A 22,013-nucleotide genomic window follows, 5' to 3' on the forward strand; every position below is an offset into this window, starting at 1 on the left:
ACTCGCGTAATTCTCCTAGAGAAGGGCATCAATTGATGCCCTTTTTATGCGTTGTTTGAAAAAGAACCTATCTCATCACTAGTTTGATGTAAATTATTGGTGAGATAGGCTCTGATACAACGAATCGAGTCCAGTATCTTGCAGATACGAATGTCATAGAGATATGACACTGTGTCAGATGCAATCATAGTTGATTTTATGGTTAGTCTGATTTGTTTTGCTCTTGCGAGGCAAGCTGGCTATTTATTTACATCATATGACAGGTTAATTTATGAGTGCGAATAGCGGAGCTCAAGATAGCAAACGCGGTGGTGATATCGCTAAGTGGATCATTACCGTTTTATTGCTGGCAGTAGCAGTGGGTGGCAACTATCTTTACCGTGAATTTAACCTAGCGTTACGAGCTTTAGCTGTTGTTGCTTTGTTCGTAGCAGCGGGTGGGATCGCGTTGTGGACAACACAAGGTAAAGCAACATTAGCATTTGCTCGCGAAGCGCGCATTGAAATGCGTAAAGTAGTATGGCCAACACGTCAAGAAACATTGCAAACAACCCTGATTGTTGCTGCAGTGACGGCTATTGTGTCATTAGTTCTTTGGGGACTGGATGGCATTCTGGTTCGTTTTGTTTCATTTATTACTGGCCTGTGAGGTGTTCATGACTGATTCTCCAAAAAAACGCTGGTATGTCATTCAGGCATTTTCGGGCTTTGAAGGCCGTGTTGCACAGTCTCTGCGTGAACATATCAAATTAAACGAAATGGAAGACTCATTCGGCGAAGTTATGGTTCCAACTGAAGAAGTGGTTGAGATCCGTAGCGGTCAACGTCGCAAAAGTGAGCGTAAATTTTTCCCAGGCTATGTTCTTGTCCAAATGGTCATGAACGATGCAACTTGGCACTTAGTACGTAATGTACCTCGTGTAATGGGATTTATTGGTGGAACCTCAGATAGACCTGCACCAATTAGCGATAAAGAAGTTGATGCGATTATGAATCGCTTACAACAAGTTGGTGATAAACCACGTCCTAAAACACTGTTTGAACCAGGTGAAATGGTTCGTGTTAGCGATGGTCCATTCGCTGACTTTAATGGCGTGGTTGAAGAAGTTGATTATGAAAAAAGCCGCTTAAAAGTCTCTGTTTCAATCTTTGGTCGTGCGACACCAGTTGAATTAGACTTTAGTCAGGTTGAAAAAGGTTAAACCTTTTTACGTTGCTTTCTTGCAAAAGGTGGAAAAGTTATCTACAATTTTCCACCTTTCGTTTTGAGTTGTTTTGTCATAAGACAGAACAAAGTAAAATCGGGGAGCCCTAGCCGGGCGATATACCCAAATTGAGGAATTAATTAATGGCTAAGAAAGTCCAAGCCTATATCAAACTGCAAGTTTCTGCAGGTATGGCTAATCCAAGTCCACCAGTTGGTCCAGCTCTGGGTCAACAAGGTGTTAACATCATGGAATTCTGTAAAGCATTCAACGCTAAAACTGAAAGTGTTGAAAAAGGCTTACCAATCCCTGTTGTTATTACAGTTTACGCTGACCGTTCTTTCACTTTCGTTACCAAAACTCCTCCAGCAGCAGTTCTGCTGAAGAAAGCTGCGGGCGTGAAATCAGGTTCTGGTAAACCGAACAAAGAGAAAGTAGGTAAAATTACTTCTGCTCAAGTTCGTGAAATCGCAGAAACTAAAGCTGCGGACCTGACTGGTGCTGACGTTGAAGCTATGATGCGTTCAATCGAAGGTACTGCTCGTTCCATGGGCCTGGTAGTGGAGGATTAATCTGATGGCTAAACTAACCAAGCGCATGCGCAATATCCGTGAAAAAGTTGAAGTAACTAAACAGTACGAAATCACTGAAGCTGTTGCTTTGCTGAAAGAACTGGCTACTGCTAAATTCGTTGAAAGCGTTGACGTTGCTGTTAACCTTGGCATCGATGCACGTAAATCAGATCAAAACGTTCGTGGTGCAACTGTACTTCCGCACGGTACTGGCCGTTCAGTTCGCGTTGCTGTATTCGCACAAGGTGCAAATGCAGAAGCTGCTAAAGAAGCAGGCGCTGAATTAGTCGGTATGGACGACTTAGCTGCTAAAGTTAAAGCTGGCGAAATGGACTTTGACGTTGTTATCGCATCTCCAGATGCAATGCGCGTTGTAGGTCAATTAGGTCAAATCCTTGGCCCACGTGGCTTAATGCCAAACCCGAAAGTGGGTACTGTAACTCCTAACGTTGCTGAAGCAGTTAAAAATGCGAAAGCAGGCCAGGTTCGTTACCGTAACGACAAAAATGGTATTATCCATACCACTATCGGTAAAGTTGATTTCAACGAAGAACAGTTGAAAGAAAACTTAGAAGCTCTGCTGGTTGCGCTGAAAAAAGCAAAACCATCTGCAGCGAAAGGCGTTTATATCAAGAAAGTAAGCCTGTCTACCACTATGGGTGCAGGTGTTGCTATTGATCAAGCTAGCTTGAGCGCGACAGTTTAATCTTAGATTAGACTAAAGTCATAAAAGACTTTACCTTGGCGTCAAATTTGTATAGAATTTGACGCCTTGAGTTTAGCTATGCGGTATTTTATTTAAGTCTGCATAACTAAATTCTCTGAATTTCGGTTGGAGTCTGGCCTATCCAGACCCCGTCCAAGACCGCAGGTGTAAGTGATTACTTAATTTTCCTGCGTAGACGGTGAGAGAGCCAATAAAGAATTATATATTCTGGATTCTACTCACCGTGTTTTAGCGCTTATACCATTGTGGTAATAAGTGATGTGAGTCCCGAGTTTTTACTCGGTTAATCCAGGAGCAAGAAGCTAATGGCACTAAATCTTCAAGACAAACAAGCGATTGTTGCTGAAGTCAGCGAAGTTGCCAAAGGTGCGCTTTCTGCAGTTGTTGCGGATTCCCGTGGCGTTACTGTAGCTAAAATGACCGAACTGCGTAAAGCATGTCGTGAAGCTGGCGTTACTGTACGTGTAGTACGTAATACCCTTCTGCGTCGTGCTGTTGAAGGTACTTCTTATGAAGTACTGAAAGATGCATTTGTTGGTCCAACCTTGATTGCATTTTCTGCTGAACATCCGGGCGCTGCAGCTCGTCTGTTCAAAGATTTCGCGAAAGCGAACCCTGCATTCGAGATTAAAGCGGCTGCCTTTGAAGGTGAGTTTATCCCAGGTTCGAACATCGATCGTCTGGCTACACTCCCAACTTACGATGAAGCAATCGCACGCCTGATGGCAACCATGAAAGAAGCCTCTGCAGGCAAATTGGTTCGCACTCTGGCTGCTCTGCGCGATCAGAAAGAAGCTGCTTAATAGCCAATTTCTTCGTTGCTTTATTTACGTATAAACTTTTTCTGAATTTTAGGAACACTTGTTATGTCTATTTCTAAAGACGATATCTTAAACGCAGTTGCTGAAATGTCTGTAATGGACGTTGTTGAACTGATCTCAATGATGGAAGAAAAATTCGGTGTATCTGCTGCTGCAGCTGTTGCTGTTGCTGCGGGTCCAGCAGAAGCTGCTGAAGAGAAAACTGAATTTGACGTTATCCTGAAAGCTATCGGCGGTAACAAAGTAGCAGTAATCAAAGCAGTACGTGGCGCTACCGGTCTTGGCCTGAAAGAAGCTAAAGACTTAGTAGAATCTGCACCAGCAGCTCTGAAAGAAGGCGTAAGCAAAGATGATGCTGAAGCTCTGAAGAAAGCTCTGGAAGAAGCAGGCGCTGAGGTTGAAGTTAAATAATTTAACTTCCCAGAGTGCAGCCTAACGGCTGATGGCTGGTGATTTTTTGGTCACCAGCCTTTTTGCGCTGTAAGGTAAGAGTAGCTTTTTCACACTTTTTGGCTTTCTCTCTACCTCAATATTTTTTGCTATTGACGACTTAATATACTGTGTTAGTCACTACGATCCACGTTGTCCAAAAGCTCGGTAGTGAGCTCAATGCAATGAAATGATTTAAGAGTAATAGCAATAAGTATTATGGAAAATTACATTTTCCTACCTACAAAAAATAGTGTTAGCAGAATGTCGTGTCGCCCTTAATAACTAAGGGTAGGCAGAGTGGGTCACTTTTCAGCGAGCTGAGGAACCCTATGGTTTACTCCTATACCGAGAAAAAACGTATTCGTAAGGATTTTGGTAAACGTCCACAAGTTCTGGATGTTCCCTATCTCCTTTCTATCCAACTTGACTCGTTCCAGAAGTTCATCGAGCAAGATCCTGATGGCCAAAACGGTCTGGAAGCAGCTTTCCGTTCCGTATTCCCTATCCAAAGCTATAGTGGCAATGCTGAATTACAGTATGTCAGCTATCGTTTAGGCGAGCCTGTTTTTGATGTTAAAGAATGTCAGATCCGCGGTGTAACTTATTCTGCACCTCTGCGTGTAAAACTGCGTCTGGTCATTTATGAACGTGAAGCCCCAGAAGGCACCGTTAAAGACATTAAAGAGCAAGAAGTCTATATGGGTGAAATCCCATTAATGACCGATAATGGTACCTTTGTTATCAATGGTACCGAGCGTGTTATCGTTTCCCAGTTACACCGTAGCCCTGGTGTGTTCTTTGATAGTGACAAAGGTAAAACACACTCATCTGGTAAGGTACTGTATAACGCACGTATTATCCCTTATCGTGGTTCATGGTTAGACTTCGAATTCGACCCTAAAGATAACCTTTTTGTCCGTATTGACCGTCGCCGTAAATTACCTGCGACTATCATTTTACGCGCAATGAATTACAGCACTGAAGAAATCTTAGGTTTATTCTTCGAAAAAACATTGTTTGAAATCAGCAACAACAAGCTGATGATGACATTAGTGCCTGAACGTCTGCGTGGTGAAACTGCTTCATTTGATATTGAAGCAAACGGCAAAGTGTATGTCGAAAAAGGCCGTCGTATTACTGCTCGCCATATTCGTCAATTAGAAAAAGAACAAGTTGACCGCATTGAAGTACCTGTTGAATACATTGCAGGTAAAGTGGTTGCTCGTGACTATATTGATGAAGCAACAGGTGAACTGATTTGTGCTGCTAACATGGAAATCTCTTTAGATGTGTTAGCTCGCTTAAGTCAAGCTGGTCATAAAACGATTGAAACTCTGTTTACCAATGACTTAGATCATGGTGCTTATATTTCAGAAACTGTTCGCGTCGATCCTACAAACGATCGCTTAAGCGCGTTAGTTGAAATCTATCGCATGATGCGTCCTGGTGAACCGCCTACACGTGAAGCTGCAGAAAACTTATTTGAGAACTTATTCTTCTCTGAAGATCGTTATGATCTTTCTGCTGTGGGTCGTATGAAGTTCAACCGTTCGTTAAGTCGTGACGAAGTTGAAGGTTCTGGCATCCTGAGCCAAGAAGATATCATTGAAGTAATGAAAAAACTGATTGATATCCGTAATGGTAAAGGTGAAGTGGATGATATCGACCACTTAGGTAACCGTCGTATTCGTTCTGTTGGCGAAATGGCTGAAAACCAATTCCGTGTTGGTCTGGTACGTGTTGAGCGTGCAGTTAAAGAACGTCTGTCTTTAGGCGATCTTGATGCATTAATGCCACAAGACATGATCAACGCAAAACCGATTTCTGCTGCTGTCAAAGAGTTCTTTGGCTCTAGCCAGTTATCACAGTTTATGGATCAGAATAACCCGCTATCAGAAATTACGCATAAACGCCGTATCTCTGCATTAGGCCCAGGTGGTTTGACCCGTGAACGTGCAGGCTTCGAAGTTCGAGACGTACACCCAACTCACTACGGTCGTGTGTGTCCAATCGAAACGCCTGAAGGTCCAAACATCGGTCTTATCAACTCATTATCTGTTTATGCACAGACTAACGAGTATGGTTTCCTTGAAACGCCTTACCGTGTTGTTGAAAACAATGCTGTAACAGATGAAATTCACTATCTGTCTGCAATCGAAGAAGGAAACTTCATCATTGCTCAGGCTAACTCCGTATTAGACGATGACAATCACTTCGTTGAAGAATTAGTTACTTGCCGTCATAAAGGCGAGTCAAGCTTATTTAGTCGTGACCAAGTTCAGTACATGGACGTTTCAACACAACAGGTTGTTTCTGTCGGTGCTTCACTGATCCCATTCCTTGAACACGATGACGCCAACCGTGCATTGATGGGTGCGAACATGCAACGTCAGGCTGTTCCTACACTTCGTGGTGATAAACCACTGGTAGGTACAGGTATGGAGCGTGCTGTAGCGGTTGACTCCGGTGTTACTGCGGTTGCTAAGCGTGGTGGTGTTGTTCAGTATGTTGATGCTTCTCGTATCGTCATCAAAGTTAACGAAGAAGAGACTTACGCTGGTGAAGCGGGCATTGATATCTATAGCTTGACTAAATACACCCGTTCTAACCAGAACACATGTATTAACCAAACGCCTTGCGTATCTTTAGGTGAACCTGTTGATCGTGGTGACGTGTTAGCTGATGGTCCTTCAACAGACCTTGGTGAGCTAGCATTAGGTCAAAACATGCGCGTGGCATTTATGCCATGGAATGGTTATAACTACGAGGACTCCATCCTTGTATCTGAGCGTGTTGTTCAAGAAGATCGTTTCACAACTATCCACATTCAAGAACTGGCTTGTGTCTCTCGTGATACTAAGTTAGGGCCTGAAGAGATCACTGCTGATATCCCGAACGTTGGTGAAGCTGCGTTATCTAAACTGGATGAATCAGGTATCGTTTATATCGGTGCTGAAGTGAAAGGTGGTGACATTCTGGTTGGTAAAGTAACACCTAAAGGTGAAACTCAACTGACTCCAGAAGAGAAACTGCTACGTGCTATCTTCGGTGAAAAAGCGTCTGATGTTAAAGATTCTTCTCTGCGTGTTCCTAATGGTGTGTCTGGTACAGTTATCGACGTACAAGTCTTCACCCGTGATGGCGTAGAAAAAGATAAACGTGCATTAGAAATCGAAGAATCACAGTTACGTGAAGTTAAGAAAGACTTAACTGAAGAACTGCGTATCTTTGAAGCTGGACTATTCGCTCGTATCCGTGGTGTTCTGGTTGCTGGCGGTATTGAAGCTGAGAAATTAGACAAATTACCTCGTGAACGTTGGTTAGAACTGGGTATTGCGGATGAAGAGAAGCAAAACCAGTTAGAACAATTAGCAGAACAGTATGATGAACTGAAAGCTGAGTTCGCGAAGAAACTGGAAGCTAAACGTCGTAAAATCACTCAAGGTGATGATTTAGCACCAGGCGTGCTGAAAATCGTTAAGGTTTATCTGGCTGTTAAACGTCAGATCCAACCTGGTGATAAGATGGCGGGTCGTCATGGTAACAAGGGTGTTATCTCTAAGATTAACCCAATTGAAGACATGCCATACGATGAAAACGGCAACCCGGTTGACCTTGTATTGAACCCACTGGGTGTACCATCACGTATGAACATCGGTCAGATCCTTGAAACTCACTTGGGTATGGCTGCTAAAGGTATCGGTGATAAGATCAACGCGATGCTGAAACAGCAACAAGAAGTTGCTAAATTACGTGAATTTATCCAGAAAGCTTACGATCTGGGTATGGCACCTCGTCAGAAAGTTGATCTGGACACCTTCAGCGATGAAGAAGTGTTACGTCTGGCAGAAAACCTGAAAAAAGGTATGCCAACCGCAACACCAGTGTTCGATGGTGCAGAAGAAATGGAAATTAAAGAGATGCTTAAATTAGCTGATCTTCCAACTTCTGGTCAGATTACACTTTTCGATGGTCGTACAGGTGAACAATTTGAGCGTCCAGTAACTGTTGGTTACATGTACATGCTGAAACTGAACCACTTAGTTGATGATAAGATGCACGCCCGTTCTACCGGTTCGTACAGCTTAGTTACTCAGCAACCTCTTGGTGGTAAAGCTCAGTTTGGTGGACAGCGTTTCGGGGAGATGGAAGTGTGGGCACTGGAAGCATACGGTGCAGCTTATACTCTTCAAGAAATGCTTACTGTTAAGTCGGATGACGTTAACGGTCGTACCAAAATGTACAAAAACATCGTTGATGGTAACCATCAGATGGAACCAGGTATGCCAGAGTCGTTCAACGTATTGTTGAAAGAGATCCGTTCACTGGGTATCAACATCGAATTGGAAGACGAATAACGGATTCCATATAGACAGACTGCTAGAAATGGCAGTCTGTCAAACAGTGACTACACTGGTTTAAAGGGGTGAATGACAGGGGTCATTTGCCTGGCAGGTCTAACTCCGACAGGAGCCATTTCGTGAAAGACTTATTAAAGTTTCTGAAAGCGCAAACCAAGACCGAAGAGTTTGATGCGATCAAAATTGCTCTGGCATCACCTGATATGATCCGTTCATGGTCATTTGGTGAAGTTAAAAAGCCAGAAACAATTAACTACCGTACGTTCAAACCAGAACGTGACGGTCTTTTCTGTGCCCGTATTTTCGGACCAGTAAAAGATTACGAATGTTTGTGTGGTAAATACAAACGTTTAAAACACCGTGGTGTTATCTGTGAGAAGTGTGGCGTTGAAGTTACACAAACTAAAGTTCGTCGTGAACGTATGGGTCACATCGAATTAGCTTCTCCAGTTGCTCACATTTGGTTCTTGAAATCACTGCCGTCCCGTATCGGTTTGCTGCTGGATATGCCACTGCGCGATATTGAACGTGTATTGTATTTCGAATCTTATGTTGTTGTTGAAGGCGGGATGACCAGCCTTGAACGTGGCCAAATCTTGACAGAAGAGCAATACCTCGATGCATTAGAAGAATTCGGTGACGAATTTGATGCGAAGATGGGTGCAGAAGCTGTTCAGAACCTCTTACAGAGCATGGATCTGGAACAAGAGTGTGAAACGCTACGTGAAGAGTTAAACGAAACTAACTCTGAAACTAAACGTAAGAAACTGACTAAACGTATCAAGTTACTTGAAGCGTTCATGCAATCAGGCAATAAACCTGAGTGGATGATCTTAACTGTACTGCCTGTGTTACCACCAGACTTACGTCCATTGGTTCCACTTGATGGCGGTCGTTTTGCAACATCTGACCTGAACGATTTATATCGTCGTGTGATCAACCGTAACAACCGTTTAAAACGCCTGCTTGATTTAGCAGCTCCAGACATTATCGTACGTAATGAAAAACGTATGTTACAAGAGTCTGTAGATGCGTTATTAGATAACGGTCGTCGTGGTCGTGCGATCACAGGTTCAAACAAACGTCCTCTGAAATCTTTGGCTGATATGATCAAAGGTAAACAAGGTCGTTTCCGTCAAAACCTGTTGGGTAAACGTGTTGACTATTCTGGTCGTTCTGTAATCACCGTTGGTCCATACTTGCGTCTGCATCAGTGTGGTCTACCGAAAAAAATGGCTCTTGAGTTATTCAAACCATTTATTTACGGAAAACTGGAAACCCGTGGTTTAGCGACAACAATCAAAGCCGCTAAAAAAATGGTTGAGCGCGAAGAAGCGGTTGTTTGGGATATCTTAGATGAAGTTATCCGCGAACACCCAGTGATGCTAAACCGTGCACCAACACTTCACCGTTTAGGTATTCAGGCATTTGAACCAATCCTTATCGAAGGTAAAGCTATTCAGTTACACCCACTCGTTTGTGCGGCATACAACGCCGACTTCGATGGTGACCAAATGGCGGTTCACGTACCATTGACATTAGAAGCACAGCTAGAAGCTCGTGCGCTGATGATGTCAACAAATAACATCCTATCTCCAGCAAGTGGTGACCCAATCATCGTTCCTTCACAGGACGTTGTATTAGGTCTTTACTACATGACTCGTGACTGCATCAATGCCAAAGGTGAAGGCATGGTGCTAAGTGGTCCTAAAGAAGCTGAACGCGTTTATCGCGCTGGTTTAGCCTCTTTACACGCTCGTGTTAAAGTACGTATCACTGAAGAGATCAAAGATGGCGAAGGTAATATCACCACTGAAACTAGCTTAAAAGACACAACTGTTGGTCGAGCTATTTTATGGATGATCGTACCAAAAGGCCTACCTTACGCGCTGGTTAACCAACCATTAGGTAAGAAAGCAATTTCTAAAATGCTGAATACCTGTTACCGCGTAATGGGCTTGAAGCCAACTGTTATTTTTGCTGACCAAATCATGTATACCGGTTTTGCTTACGCAGCTCGTTCAGGTGCTTCTGTAGGTATCGATGACATGGTTATCCCTGCGAAGAAAGCAGAGATCATTGCAGAAGCAGAAGCGGAAGTTGCAGAAATTCAGGAACAGTTCCAATCCGGTCTGGTAACAGCGGGCGAACGTTACAATAAAGTCATCGATATTTGGGCTGCGGCGAATGAGCGCGTAGCAAAAGCGATGATGGAAAACCTGTCTACTGAAACCGTTATTAACCGTAATGGTGAAGAAGAACAACAAGTATCTTTCAACAGCATCTTTATGATGGCTGACTCCGGTGCTCGTGGTTCTGCAGCTCAGATCCGTCAGTTAGCAGGTATGCGTGGTTTGATGGCTAAGCCAGATGGCTCAATCATCGAGACACCAATCACAGCGAACTTCCGTGAAGGTCTGAACGTACTCCAGTACTTCATCTCAACTCACGGTGCTCGTAAAGGTCTTGCGGATACCGCACTGAAAACAGCAAACTCCGGTTACTTGACTCGTCGTTTAGTTGACGTTGCACAAGACTTAGTCGTCACAGAAGACGACTGTGGCACAACCGAAGGTGTTATGATGACTCCGGTTATCGAAGGTGGTGATGTTAAAGAACCACTGCGTGAACGTGTATTAGGTCGTGTGGCTGCAGAAGATATTCTAAAACCAGGTACTGCCGATATTCTTGTTCCACGTAACACCTTGTTAAACGAAAAACTGTGTGACCTGTTAGAAGAAAACTCAGTTGACAGCGTGAAAGTACGTTCAGTTGTAACCTGTAACACAGACTTCGGTGTGTGTGCTAAATGTTATGGTCGTGACCTTGCTCGTGGTCATATCATCAACAAAGGTGAAGCTATCGGTGTTATCGCGGCACAGTCAATCGGTGAACCAGGTACACAGTTAACGATGCGTACGTTCCACATCGGTGGTGCGGCATCTCGTGCGGCAGCAGAATCTAGCATTCAAGTACGTAACAAAGGTACTCTGAAGCTGTTCAATGCGAAGTTCATTACCAATACTGCTGGTAAATTAGTTATCACTTCTCGTAACACAGAATTACGTTTAATTGACGAATTCGGTCGTACGAAAGAAAGCTATAAAGTACCTTACGGTGCTCAATTAGCGAAAGGTGATGGCGAAGCGGTTAACGGTGGTGAAACTGTTGCTAACTGGGATCCACATACAATGCCAGTTGTGAGTGAAGTATCTGGTGTCATTCGTTTTGCTGACATGGTTGATGGTCAAACTATCACACGTCAAACAGATGAATTAACAGGTCTTTCTTCACTGGTTGTTCTGGATTCAGCAGAGCGTACAGGTAGCGGTAAAGATTTACGTCCAGCACTGCGCATCACTGATGCACAAGGTAAAGATGTATTGATCCCGAATACTGATATGCCAGCACAGTACTTCCTACCAGGTAAAGCAATTGTTCAGTTAGACGATGGCATTACAATTAACGCAGGTGACACTTTAGCGCGTATTCCACAAGAATCTGGCGGTACTAAAGATATCACCGGTGGTCTGCCACGTGTTGCTGACCTGTTTGAAGCTCGCCGTCCAAAAGAGCCTGCAATCCTTGCTGAAATCAGCGGTATTGTATCGTTCGGTAAAGAGACTAAAGGTAAACGTCGTCTAGTTATTTCTCCATTAGACGGTAGTGATGCATACGAAGAGATGATCCCTAAATGGCGTCAGCTTAACGTATTCGAAGGTGAGGTTGTGGAACGCGGTGATGTTATCTCCGATGGTCCAGAATCACCACACGACATTCTGCGCTTACGTGGTGTTCATGCGGTTACTCGCTATATTACTAACGAAGTACAGGAAGTTTACCGTTTACAAGGCGTTAAGATTAACGATAAACACATCGAAGTTATCGTTCGTCAGATGCTACGTAAAGTTACTATTGAGAACGCAGGAAGCTCTGAGTTCCTCGAAGGTGAACAGGTTGAATACGCTCGCGTTAAAGTATCAAACCGTGTTCTGGAAGATGATGGTAAAGTACCAGCAACCTATGCTCGTGACCTGTTAGGTATCACAAAAGCATCTCTGGCAACTGAATCCTTCATTTCTGCTGCATCATTCCAAGAAACAACTCGTGTTCTGACTGAAGCAGCCGTAGCAGGTAAACGTGACGAATTACGTGGCTTGAAAGAGAACGTTATTGTTGGTCGCTTGATCCCAGCAGGTACAGGGTATGCGTATCACCAAGATCGTATGAAGCGTCGTCAATCACAATTGCCGACGGATGAAACTGAAACAACAATCAGTGCTGATGAAGCATCTGCTAACTTAGCAGAATTACTGAATGCTGGTTTTGGTGGATTAAAAGACTAAAATCTAATTTAGATTAGATTGAAATGCCCTCCATTGTGAGGGCATTTTTTGTTTCTGTTCTACAATAAGTAGGCGAAATGATGAGAATAATAACTAACGGATTGATTATCCCATTTTTTATTTTTACTGGTTTTGCTTTTTCAACCTCTTTAGAAAGAGAAATACCAACAGAAACACAATGGAACCTAGAAACTCCGACCACAACATTGATGCAGCTTCGTCAACAAAAAACCTTATATGCTTTTATTGGTAATAAATTAAGACCCGTTGCTGAGCTATATCCTAATCAGGGATTTTATGTTTCAGATACGATAAATAATTACCATAAAATACAATTTGGAAATGCCCAAGGTTATTTGGAAGCAGGTTATTTAGAAGATGGTTACTTTGAAGATATTGCTTCTATTTTGGCTGATAAGAAAATACGTTTCTTATCAGATAGTACCAAAAAAACCGATTACCCTATATATGAATATCTGATCACAACCAAAAATACCCCCATTTATAGTAATAAAGATATTGCTAGCCCACAAATAGCGACACTCTTATCCAATTTACGTTATCCCGTGCTATCACGTACAATAAAAGATGATGCTAATGGAAGTAAAATCAATTGGTTTGAGATCTCTTTAGGTGACCGCTTAGGTTATATTTCATCAAGGGATGTAAAGCCTGATTTAGGGATACCGGTACTTACTTATCACCATATTCTCAAAGCAACGGAAAATCATAATTTTCGTCATACATCAACAACAACATCATTAACTGCCTTTACAGAGCAGATGAATTATTTAAAAGAAGCCGGATATGAAACGCTTTCACTAAATCAAGTTGCAGGCTATTTAAATAAAAGTATTAATTTGCCGGGACGAGCTGTCGCATTAACATTTGATGATGGTCTACAATCTGTTTATCGCTATGCCTATCCACTTTTAAAAGAAAATGGCCAGAGAGCAACATTATTTGTTATTTCATCACGTATAAAATCTAAAACGCCTAAATGGGCACCTAATTCATTACAGTCTATGGGTTGGCAGGCACTGAAATCAAGTCGAGATGTTTTTGATATTCAGTCACATTCTCATTTTTTACATCGCTTAGATAATAATAAAAAACCCATTATATTTAGTCGCCAATCTCATACTATTGTATTAGATTTACAACGCTCACAGCGTATTTTACGATTATTAAACCCACATCAATACGCTTTTGCATATCCTTTTGGTGGCTATAACCAAAGGGCAATTAATGCAACTAAAGCGTCAGGAATGACATTGGCTGTGACGACACGACAAGGAAAGGTGCGTTTAGGTGATCCTCCCTATGCTTTAAAACGGCTATATGCATTAAGTACAGATCCTATTGAGAAATTTGCGAGGATGGTGGGTAATAATGAATATGAAGTGGTGAATAAAAATATTGTTGTTGATAAATAATTAAAAATAAAATTTATAATATTAAAAAATACCTTTGATATATATTGAAGGTATTTTTTACCTTTCTATTCCTTATTCAATTAAAAATAACAAATAACTTATATTTTTCAGATAATTATGATAATTTTTTAGTGAGTAAAATTCGTTTTTTTCTGTAAGCTGGCAATCCAAAATCAGCATGGAGCCAGTTATGAAAAAGCCTATATCCATATCTTCTCATGATTCTGCATTTAAACGCTTTATGATGAATGTTAGCAATGCGAAAGACTTTTTCTTTATCCATTTACCCGAAGAATTAAAAAGTCATTGTGATTTTTCAACGTTACAATTGCAAAACTCTTCTTTTATTGATATTAAATTACGTTCTCGTATGTCTGATATTTTGTATTTAGTGAAAACAAAAGAGGGTGATATTCCCATTTATTTATTAGTAGAGCATCAATCTAGACCAGATAAAATGATAGCTTGGCGTATGATGCATTATGCATTTTGTACTATGAATCAGCATTTACAGCAAGGTTATAAATCGTTACCTCTTGTTGTTCCAATTTTGTTTTATCATGGAAAGAAAAAACCATATCCTTTTCCTGTTAATTGGATGGCGTGTTTCCCTCTTACTTCATTTGCTAATCAACTTTATACTAATAACTTCTTCTTAATTGATTTGACTTCAATTGATGATGATATTCTGCTGACACATAAAAAAGCTGCAGTAATGGAAATAGCAATGAAGCATGTTAATAGTTGTTATGATATTAATAAGATCGCAATGCTTCTATCAAAAGCAATAAATCAGAAAAACTGCAAAGATGAAGACACGATTGCTGTTGTAGAATATCTATTCTCAATTATGGATGCATCAGATTTTGAATTCATTATAAATAAAATAGTCGAACAAGTAGATAACCAACGAGAGGCGATTATGAATATAGTGTGGAGATTAGAAAATAAAGGATTTGAAATAGGTAAAACTGAAGGTATTGAAATAGGTAAAACTGAAGGTATTGAAATAGGTAAAAAAATAGTACAAATAGAATTAGCTCAAAATTTATTAAAAGAGAATTTTGATCTTTCATTTATAGAAAGGGTCTCAGGTTTAAGTATACAAGAAATTGAAATATTAGCTGTAGTATAGTCAATAACTATTATTAATAAAATAATAAGTAATTATTAAAGTGGATTTTTTATTTTATCTCTTTATTCGATTGTTATAAAGTATAATACTCCTTTCTATAAATCAGAAGGAGTATTAATATTTTATAATGTTTATATCAGGGTTGTTCGTTTATTCAATAATAGTATCATCATCACCTAAATCGACTGAATATTTATTTCTAATAAAATTTTCATTTTTATAAAAATATTGTAAATATACTTTTAATTCCATGATTTTATTTTTCTTATATTTTACAGGTGTTTTTTGATGTTCCTTTTTTAAAAGATCTTAATCTTTATGATTCGGTATTTTTTTACTTAGAAAAATATCCTTATTTAATGATAGGGATGCTAATAATGTAATTAACTATGGGGTTTTAGTGAAATATAACAAAAACCACCTTTATTATTTGTAATTATATAAAATAAAGGTGATTTATATTATTTGAATTTTAATTAACGACCCAAGTAATTATCCCAATCTTTCCATACGGGTTGTAATCCTCGTCCTTTTAATGCGTTAATTACATCATTAACATGGCGATTATCATTAGGAGAGAATTGTTCTAATTCTTCATGACTATCAGAATACCCGCCAGGTTGAGTTTTAGAACCCGCACTAATGTTATTTATCGCTAATGGTACTGTATTATCACGAAAATACGGAGATTCACGGGTTGAAAGTGAAAGCTCAACATCCGGTGCCAAAATACGAAAAGCACAAATCAATTGAACTAATTCCGCTTCACTCATTACTGATGCGGGGCTTAGCCCACCAGCACAGGGGCGTAAACGGGGGAAAGAGATTGAATAACGACTTTTCCAATAGCGCTTTTGTAAAAATAAGAGATGTTCTGCCACCATATAACAATCGCTACGCCACTGGCTTGAAAGACCAATTAATGCACCTAAACCAATTTTATCAATACCAGCTTGCCCTAATCTATCTGGCGTTTGTAATCGCCAGTGAAAGTCCTGTTTTTTACCTTTTAGATGATGAAGCTGATAAGTTGGTTCATGATAAGTTTCTTGATAAACCATGACACCATCAATACCGAGTGTTTTTAACTCGGTATATTCTTTTGTCGCAAGAGGTTGCACTTCCATCATTAATGAACTGAAATGCTTTCGAATAAGGGGAATATATTGGCGAAAATAATCCATACCCACTTTTCTTTGATGTTCACCTGTTACTAATAGCAGGCTATCAAACCCTAATTGACGGATACTATTACATTCGGCAACGATTTCGCTTTCATTTAATGTCTTACGTTTAATGGCATTACTCATTGAAAAACCACAATAAGTACAGTCATTTGCACATAAATTAGAAAGATAAAGTGGAACATACAACCCCACAACATTGCCGAAGCGTTGTCGCGTGAGTTGTTGGGCTCTTTGCGCCATCGGCTCTAAATAATGACGTCCAGCAGGTGAAATTAGCGCCATAAAATCATCAAGTGTAAGGGTATGGCGATTTAATGCCGCTTCAACATCTGCATTGGTTTTACTATTGAGTTTTAATGTAATGTCATCCCAGTCAAGTTGTTGCCAATAATCCGAAAATGTTTCCATTAAAATGCCCCCAAATATTGGGTTAATGGACTAGAAGCTTGTGCTTGCATATTCACGACGGAAGCGGGTGTAGCAAGACCTGATTGTCGAGCAAGTTCACCCGCATCGAGCGCCGCTTTAAATGCTTGTGCCATTAAGACAGGATTTTTAGCAACAGCAATTGCGGTATTAACTAATACCGCATCTGCACCTAACTCTAAAGCTTCAAGAGCATGGCTTGGTGCGCCAATACCCGCATCAACAACAACAGGAATAGAGGCTTGTTCAATGATAATTCGTAGGAAATCGCGAGTCTGTAAGCCTTGATTGGAGCCAATAGGAGAGCCTAAAGGCATCACAGCGGCGCAACCAGCCTCTTCTAAACGACGACATAAGACAGGATCAGCACTGCAGTAGGGCAAAACAACAAAACCTTCTTTCACAAGAATGTCAGCGGCTTTAAGAGTTTCAATAGGATCAGGTAATAAATATTTTGTATCAGGATGAATTTCTAATTTCACCCAATGGGTTCCAAAGGCTTCTTTCGCTAAGCGAGCTGCAAAAATAGCTTCTTGTGCCGTCTTTGCCCCGGATGTATTGGGTAATAATTTTACCCCTAATGACTTGAGTGGCGCGATTAAATCATCATTACCCTTTTTCAAATCGACTCGTTTCATTGCCATTGTCACAAGTTGACTACCCGAAGCCTTAATGGCTTCTGTCATTAGCGTTGGTGTTGCAAATTTTCCTGTGCCCGTAAAAAGTCTGGATGTGAATGTTGTATCAGCAATTTTTAACATATCAGCCCCCTGCAATTGCTTGGAAGAGAAGAATAGTATCGCCATCATTAATAAAATGTGTTTCCCAATTCTCACGAGGAACAATGGTTTCATTGATAGCAAGTGCCACACCAATAGGTGGTTGCTCCAACTGAATAAGGAGCTGACAGATAGTGACAGGCATATCCAGAGAATATTGTTCGTCATTTACGGTAATGTTCATGCTAACTCTCGACAAACAGGACATGTTGTTGATGGTGTTAAACGCAAAGTACTCCAATTCTGTTTTCTACCATCGAAAAGGCGTAGCTTTCCACTTAGAGAGCAGGATAAGCCAGAGAGCAATTTAATTGCTTCAAGTGCCTGAAGTGTGCCAATAACACCCACGACAGGACCTAGAATTCCGGCTGTTTTACAATTTCGTTGAGGTTCAGTTTCATCAGGATAAAGACAGTGATAACAACCATGAATAAAAGGAGGTTCAAACACCATAAGTTGGCCACTAAATCCTACTGCACTGCCACTGATAAGCGGAGTTTGCTGTGCAACACAAGCACGATTAATCGCTTGGCGGGTGAGCATGTTATCTGTGCAATCTAAGACTAAATTGACCTCTTTAACTAATGTAGATAATGAGTCACCATCAATACGTTGTTTATAAGAGGTAATTTTTATCTCTGGATTTAATGCAAGCAGAGACTGCTTTGCGACCTCTGATTTTGCATCAGGAATATCTTGAGTTCGATAAAGAATTTGACGTTGTAGATTAGAAACATGCAACTCATCATCATCCACTAAAATAAGCTCGCCAATACCCGCCCCCGCGAGATACATTGATGCTGGAGAGCCTAACCCACCAAGCCCGACAATCAGTACCTTTGCTTGTTGAAGTTTGTTTTGGCCCTCGATACCAATATCTTCTAACATCACTTGTCGGCTATAACGCATAAAATCATTATCATTTAGCATGATGGTTTTCCCTCCACTAACTCTAATAATTTACGAGTCACTTGTTGCCAATCTGGCGCTTTTGTTATTGCACTGACTAAGGCAACACTACCGACACCGGTTGCAATCACATCAGGTACTCTCTCTAGTGAGATCCCACCAATAGCAACAGTTGGAAAATCAGGTGTCTGCTCTACTTGATATTTGAGTGCCTCCAAACCTTGAGGTTTAGATGGCATATCTTTAGTTGTGGTTGGAAAGATATGCCCTAATGCGATGTAGGATGGACGTAATGTTTTCGCTCTTTGTAATTCTGTTTCATCATGAGTAGAAATACCAAGGCGTGATCCTGATTTTTTTATGGCATCAAGATCTGCAATATCGAGATCTTCTTGACCAAGATGAATACCGTAGGCGTGATGTTTAATGGCAAGTTGCCAATAATCATTAATGAATAGCCTTGCGTGATACTGTTTACCCAGTTTTATTGCTTCGATGATCTCTTGTTCAACGTCTTCTGGCTGTTTATCTTTTATGCGTAATTGCAGGGTGGTAACGCCTGTTTTTAACAGACGTTCGATCCATTCAACAGAATCAACAACAGGGTAAAGCCCAAGCTTTTTTTCTGTTGATGCAAAAGGTGGGTTAGAGGATCTGTTCATTTTCAGTCACCTCAACACTGGCGATTTCTGCACTGTGGTATAATTCACTTCCATTCTCTTTAAAAGCTTGAGACATTTGCTCCATACCTGCCGCATAATCACGTACTTCTTGCGTTATCTTCATTGAACAGAATTTAGGGCCACACATTGAGCAGAAGTGAGCCACTTTTCCTGATGCTTGAGGTAGGGTTTCATCGTGATATTGGCGTGCCGTTTCAGGATCAAGCGCTAAATTGAATTGATCTTCCCATCTAAATTCAAAGCGGGCTTTCGACATAGCGTTATCACGGATTTGAGCACCGGGATGTCCTTTGGCTAAATCGGCTGCATGAGCAGCTATTTTGTATGTAATAAGACCTTGTTTTACATCATCTTTATTAGGTAATCCGAGATGCTCTTTAGGGGTAACATAACAGAGCATTGCACAACCAAACCAGCCAATCATTGCCGCACCAATACCTGATGTGAAGTGATCGTAACCCGGAGCAATGTCTGTGGTGAGAGGGCCTAATGTATAAAAGGGGGCTTCATGACAATGCTCTAATTCTTCTGTCATATTACGACGTATCATCTGCATTGGAACATGACCGGGGCCTTCTATCATGACTTGAACGTCATATTCCCATGCAATTTTTGTTAGTTCACCTAAAGTGTGTAATTCAGCAAATTGTGCTTCATCGTTTGCATCTTGGATCGAGCCTGGTCTTAGCCCATCGCCCAGTGAAAGGGAAACATCATAAGCGGTACAAATTTCACAGATTTCACGGAAATGTTCGTAGAGGAAATTTTCTTTGTGATGTGATAAGCACCATTTAGCCATTATAGAGCCACCACGAGAGACAATACCCGTTAGACGTTTTGCAGTCATGGGAACGTAACGTAACAGTACTCCTGCGTGAATAGTAAAGTAATCAACTCCTTGCTCTGCTTGCTCAAGTAAAGTATCGCGGAACATTTCCCAAGTAAGATCTTCAGCAATACCGTTAACTTTCTCAAGTGCTTGATAAATTGGAACTGTGCCAATAGGAACAGGGCTATTGCGAATGATCCACTCTCGCGTTTCATGAATATAACGACCTGTTGAGAGATCCATTACGGTATCGGCTCCCCAACGTGTAGACCAAATTAGCTTTTCAACTTCTTCTTCAATCGAAGACGTTACAGAAGAATTTCCGATATTAGCATTCACTTTTACTAAGAAATTGCGACCAATAATCATCGGCTCTGATTCTGGGTGATTAATATTAGCGGGAATAATGGCTCGACCAGCTGCAACTTCTTGGCGTACAAATTCAGGAGTAATGTTATCAGGGAGATGAGCTCCAAAGCTAAAGCCTGCGTGTTGTTGGCGTAATACTTCGCTTCGAATACGTTCACGCCCCATATTTTCACGAATAGCAATAAACTCCATTTCAGGTGTGATAATACCTTTTCGAGCATAATGTAATTGCGTCACGCTTTTACCCTTTAGGGCTTTTTTAGGGCTGGGTTTCAACGGAAATCGTAGATGCTCTAATCCAGCATCAGAAAGACGTTGTTGTGTAAAATCAGAGCTTAAGAGTGAAAGTCCTTCAGTATCATTACGCTCCTCAATCCATGATTGGCGAATTTTTTTTAAGCCAATATTAACGTCGAGTTGAGAAACAGGATCGCCATAAGGGCCAGAAGTGTCATATACCGGAACGGGTTCATTATCTTCAAAAATAGGGTTGTCTTTTGATCCCCCTACCAATGTTTTATCAAGCTGGATCTCACGCATTGGTACTTGAATATCGGTACGAGAGCCTTCAAGGTAAATACGTTTTGAATTGGGAAAACTGACTCCTTGAATAGTACTGATAAACTCCTGAGCAGCATCTCGCTGTGCTTTTCTTGGGCGCTGTTGATTGGCGGTTGGTGTAATATCTTTAACAGATAAAGTTTGATTTTGGGACATAGCATTTCCTAATAAATATCATGCAGGCTACAGCCTGTCGGGTGAATATTGAGAAAAATGCTTGTCTGGAGGTCGCAGGGAGTATCGACAGATAGGCGTATAAAAAATATACGGGATGAAACTATCAAAAGGTCGAATCACTCTTGTTCCCTTCGCGGGTATTAACCCGATCAGGTTCCGCGGATCCCGAATTAACGGTCTCAGCCTGTGCTTATAATAGCCTTATAAACACTAGGCACTCCGACAAGAAGAAGTCCAGTATATGAAAGATTTTGAAAACTACAAGTCCGACATGGGTTATTTATTTAAATCCCAATGTTGCTGTTTCCAGTTTTTTATTTGTGAAATTTGAGCTAATTGTTTATCTGGATTGATAACTGTGATGTTATCAGCTTGATAACATAAAGGAAGATCGTTAGCAGAGTCAGTATAGAAATAAATATAAGTATTATTAATGTTATTGGCTTCTTTCCATTGATTTAGACGCTCCACCTTTCCTTCTCGAAATGTAGGCGTACCCTCAATATATCCAGTGTAATAATTATCTTTAATTTGCATATCAATGCCCATTGAAATATCCGCATTGAGCAGTTTTGCAATAGCATGAACGAGAAAAGACATTGTTGCTGAAATAATCATAACAGGAATATTTTGCTGTTGATATTGTGTAATTATTGATATTCCTTCAGGGTAAAGCAATGGCTGAACTTTTATTTCTGTAAAGTCATTAACCCAATGATTTATTTTGTCTATATTATGATGTTTAAAGTACGATAAATGTTGATAAAGATATTGATTAATATCTAGTTTTTCAGCGTAATAGTCAGCGATCATCTGTTCATCTAGTTTTAGAAAATGAGGATCAGTGACTATTTTTTTATCCCATAAATAACGTGTCCATAAACGACTGGAATCACCGGCTAAAAGCGTTTCATCTAAATCAAAAATCGCAATTTTATGTTTGTTTTTATTTGTCATTCTAATATTCCTTATTATAAATAAAATTTATGAGATTCCTTTTTGAATGTTAATAAATTATAGAGAATAATCATAATACATTGAGAGGGTCTTACTAAAGA

The 22,013-nt window shown here is 40.6% G+C and carries 17 protein-coding genes and 1 riboswitch; of the genes, 10 read left to right on the forward strand and 7 right to left on the reverse strand.

What is annotated here, in order from left to right:
• The first annotated feature begins 271 nt into the window (after window positions 1-271).
• From secE to JEP40_RS17560, 10 genes are all read left to right on the forward strand, one after another.
• Window positions 272-649: a preprotein translocase subunit SecE gene (gene secE / locus JEP40_RS17515; protein WP_023583091.1), complete on the forward strand. Its 378-nt coding sequence runs from the start codon at window positions 272-274 to the stop codon at window positions 647-649.
• A gap of 7 nt (window positions 650-656) precedes the next feature.
• Window positions 657-1,202, forward strand: a complete 546-nt coding sequence (gene nusG / locus JEP40_RS17520) for a transcription termination/antitermination protein NusG (RefSeq protein WP_004246900.1) — start codon at window positions 657-659, stop codon at window positions 1,200-1,202.
• 146 nt (window positions 1,203-1,348) lie between these two features.
• Window positions 1,349-1,777, forward strand: a complete 429-nt coding sequence (rplK, locus tag JEP40_RS17525; protein WP_088494387.1) for a 50S ribosomal protein L11 — start codon at window positions 1,349-1,351, stop codon at window positions 1,775-1,777.
• Between the two features lie 4 nt (window positions 1,778-1,781).
• Window positions 1,782-2,483, forward strand: a complete 702-nt coding sequence (gene rplA, locus JEP40_RS17530; protein ID WP_109410157.1) for a 50S ribosomal protein L1 — start codon at window positions 1,782-1,784, stop codon at window positions 2,481-2,483.
• Window positions 2,484-2,809: 326 nt separating this feature from the next.
• On the forward strand, window positions 2,810-3,307 hold the full coding sequence (rplJ, locus tag JEP40_RS17535; RefSeq protein WP_006534706.1) for a 50S ribosomal protein L10: 498 nt from the start codon (window positions 2,810-2,812) through the stop codon (window positions 3,305-3,307).
• A 63-nt stretch (window positions 3,308-3,370) separates the two neighbouring features.
• Window positions 3,371-3,736 carry a 50S ribosomal protein L7/L12 gene (gene rplL, locus JEP40_RS17540; protein ID WP_023583093.1) on the forward strand — a complete coding sequence of 122 codons (366 nt, stop codon included), beginning with the start codon at window positions 3,371-3,373 and terminating at the stop codon, window positions 3,734-3,736.
• Window positions 3,737-4,086: 350 nt separating this feature from the next.
• A complete protein-coding gene (gene rpoB / locus JEP40_RS17545) occupies window positions 4,087-8,115 on the forward strand; it encodes a DNA-directed RNA polymerase subunit beta (RefSeq protein WP_198624599.1) in 4,029 nt (1,342 codons plus the stop codon).
• Window positions 8,116-8,237: 122 nt separating this feature from the next.
• The gene (gene rpoC, locus JEP40_RS17550; RefSeq protein WP_198624600.1) at window positions 8,238-12,464 is read left to right on the forward strand and encodes a DNA-directed RNA polymerase subunit beta'; all 4,227 of its coding nucleotides are present in this window, start codon (window positions 8,238-8,240) and stop codon (window positions 12,462-12,464) included.
• Between the two features lie 80 nt (window positions 12,465-12,544).
• Window positions 12,545-13,900, forward strand: coding sequence for a polysaccharide deacetylase family protein (locus tag JEP40_RS17555; RefSeq protein WP_198624615.1), 1,356 nt, complete (start codon window positions 12,545-12,547; stop codon window positions 13,898-13,900).
• A gap of 190 nt (window positions 13,901-14,090) precedes the next feature.
• Window positions 14,091-15,035, forward strand: a complete 945-nt coding sequence (locus JEP40_RS17560) for an Rpn family recombination-promoting nuclease/putative transposase (protein ID WP_198624601.1) — start codon at window positions 14,091-14,093, stop codon at window positions 15,033-15,035.
• 476 nt (window positions 15,036-15,511) lie between these two features.
• Here JEP40_RS17560 and thiH read toward each other — a convergent pair whose 3' ends face one another.
• From thiH to JEP40_RS17595, 7 genes are all read right to left on the reverse strand, one after another.
• Window positions 15,512-16,630 carry a 2-iminoacetate synthase ThiH gene (thiH, locus tag JEP40_RS17565; RefSeq protein WP_198624602.1) on the reverse strand — a complete coding sequence of 373 codons (1,119 nt, stop codon included), beginning with the start codon at window positions 16,628-16,630 and terminating at the stop codon, window positions 15,512-15,514.
• The gene (locus tag JEP40_RS17570) at window positions 16,630-17,409 is read right to left on the reverse strand and encodes a thiazole synthase (protein WP_198624603.1); all 780 of its coding nucleotides are present in this window, start codon (window positions 17,407-17,409) and stop codon (window positions 16,630-16,632) included. The genes thiH and JEP40_RS17570 overlap by 1 nt, the downstream gene beginning before the upstream one ends.
• Before the next feature lies 1 nt (window position 17,410).
• The gene (gene thiS / locus JEP40_RS17575; protein ID WP_006534717.1) at window positions 17,411-17,611 is read right to left on the reverse strand and encodes a sulfur carrier protein ThiS; all 201 of its coding nucleotides are present in this window, start codon (window positions 17,609-17,611) and stop codon (window positions 17,411-17,413) included.
• Entirely contained in the window at window positions 17,608-18,357 is a 750-nt protein-coding gene (locus JEP40_RS17580; protein WP_198624604.1) for a HesA/MoeB/ThiF family protein, read from the reverse strand. The genes thiS and JEP40_RS17580 overlap by 4 nt, the downstream gene beginning before the upstream one ends.
• The gene (gene thiE, locus JEP40_RS17585; protein ID WP_198624605.1) at window positions 18,351-18,998 is read right to left on the reverse strand and encodes a thiamine phosphate synthase; all 648 of its coding nucleotides are present in this window, start codon (window positions 18,996-18,998) and stop codon (window positions 18,351-18,353) included. Before thiE ends, JEP40_RS17580 begins: the two co-directional genes overlap by 7 nt.
• Complete coding sequence (gene thiC / locus JEP40_RS17590; protein WP_198624606.1) at window positions 18,982-20,934, reverse strand: phosphomethylpyrimidine synthase ThiC; 1,953 nt, start codon at window positions 20,932-20,934, stop codon at window positions 18,982-18,984. The genes thiE and thiC overlap by 17 nt, the downstream gene beginning before the upstream one ends.
• A gap of 130 nt (window positions 20,935-21,064) precedes the next feature.
• Window positions 21,065-21,187, reverse strand: a riboswitch (TPP riboswitch).
• Between the two features lie 44 nt (window positions 21,188-21,231).
• Window positions 21,232-21,912 carry an HAD family hydrolase gene (locus tag JEP40_RS17595; RefSeq protein WP_198624607.1) on the reverse strand — a complete coding sequence of 227 codons (681 nt, stop codon included), beginning with the start codon at window positions 21,910-21,912 and terminating at the stop codon, window positions 21,232-21,234.
• Window positions 21,913-22,013: the final 101 nt, after the last annotated feature.

The organism is Proteus vulgaris (genome assembly GCF_016239305.1).
In the GTDB taxonomy this organism is placed as follows: Bacteria; Pseudomonadota; Gammaproteobacteria; order Enterobacterales; family Enterobacteriaceae; genus Proteus; species Proteus vulgaris_C.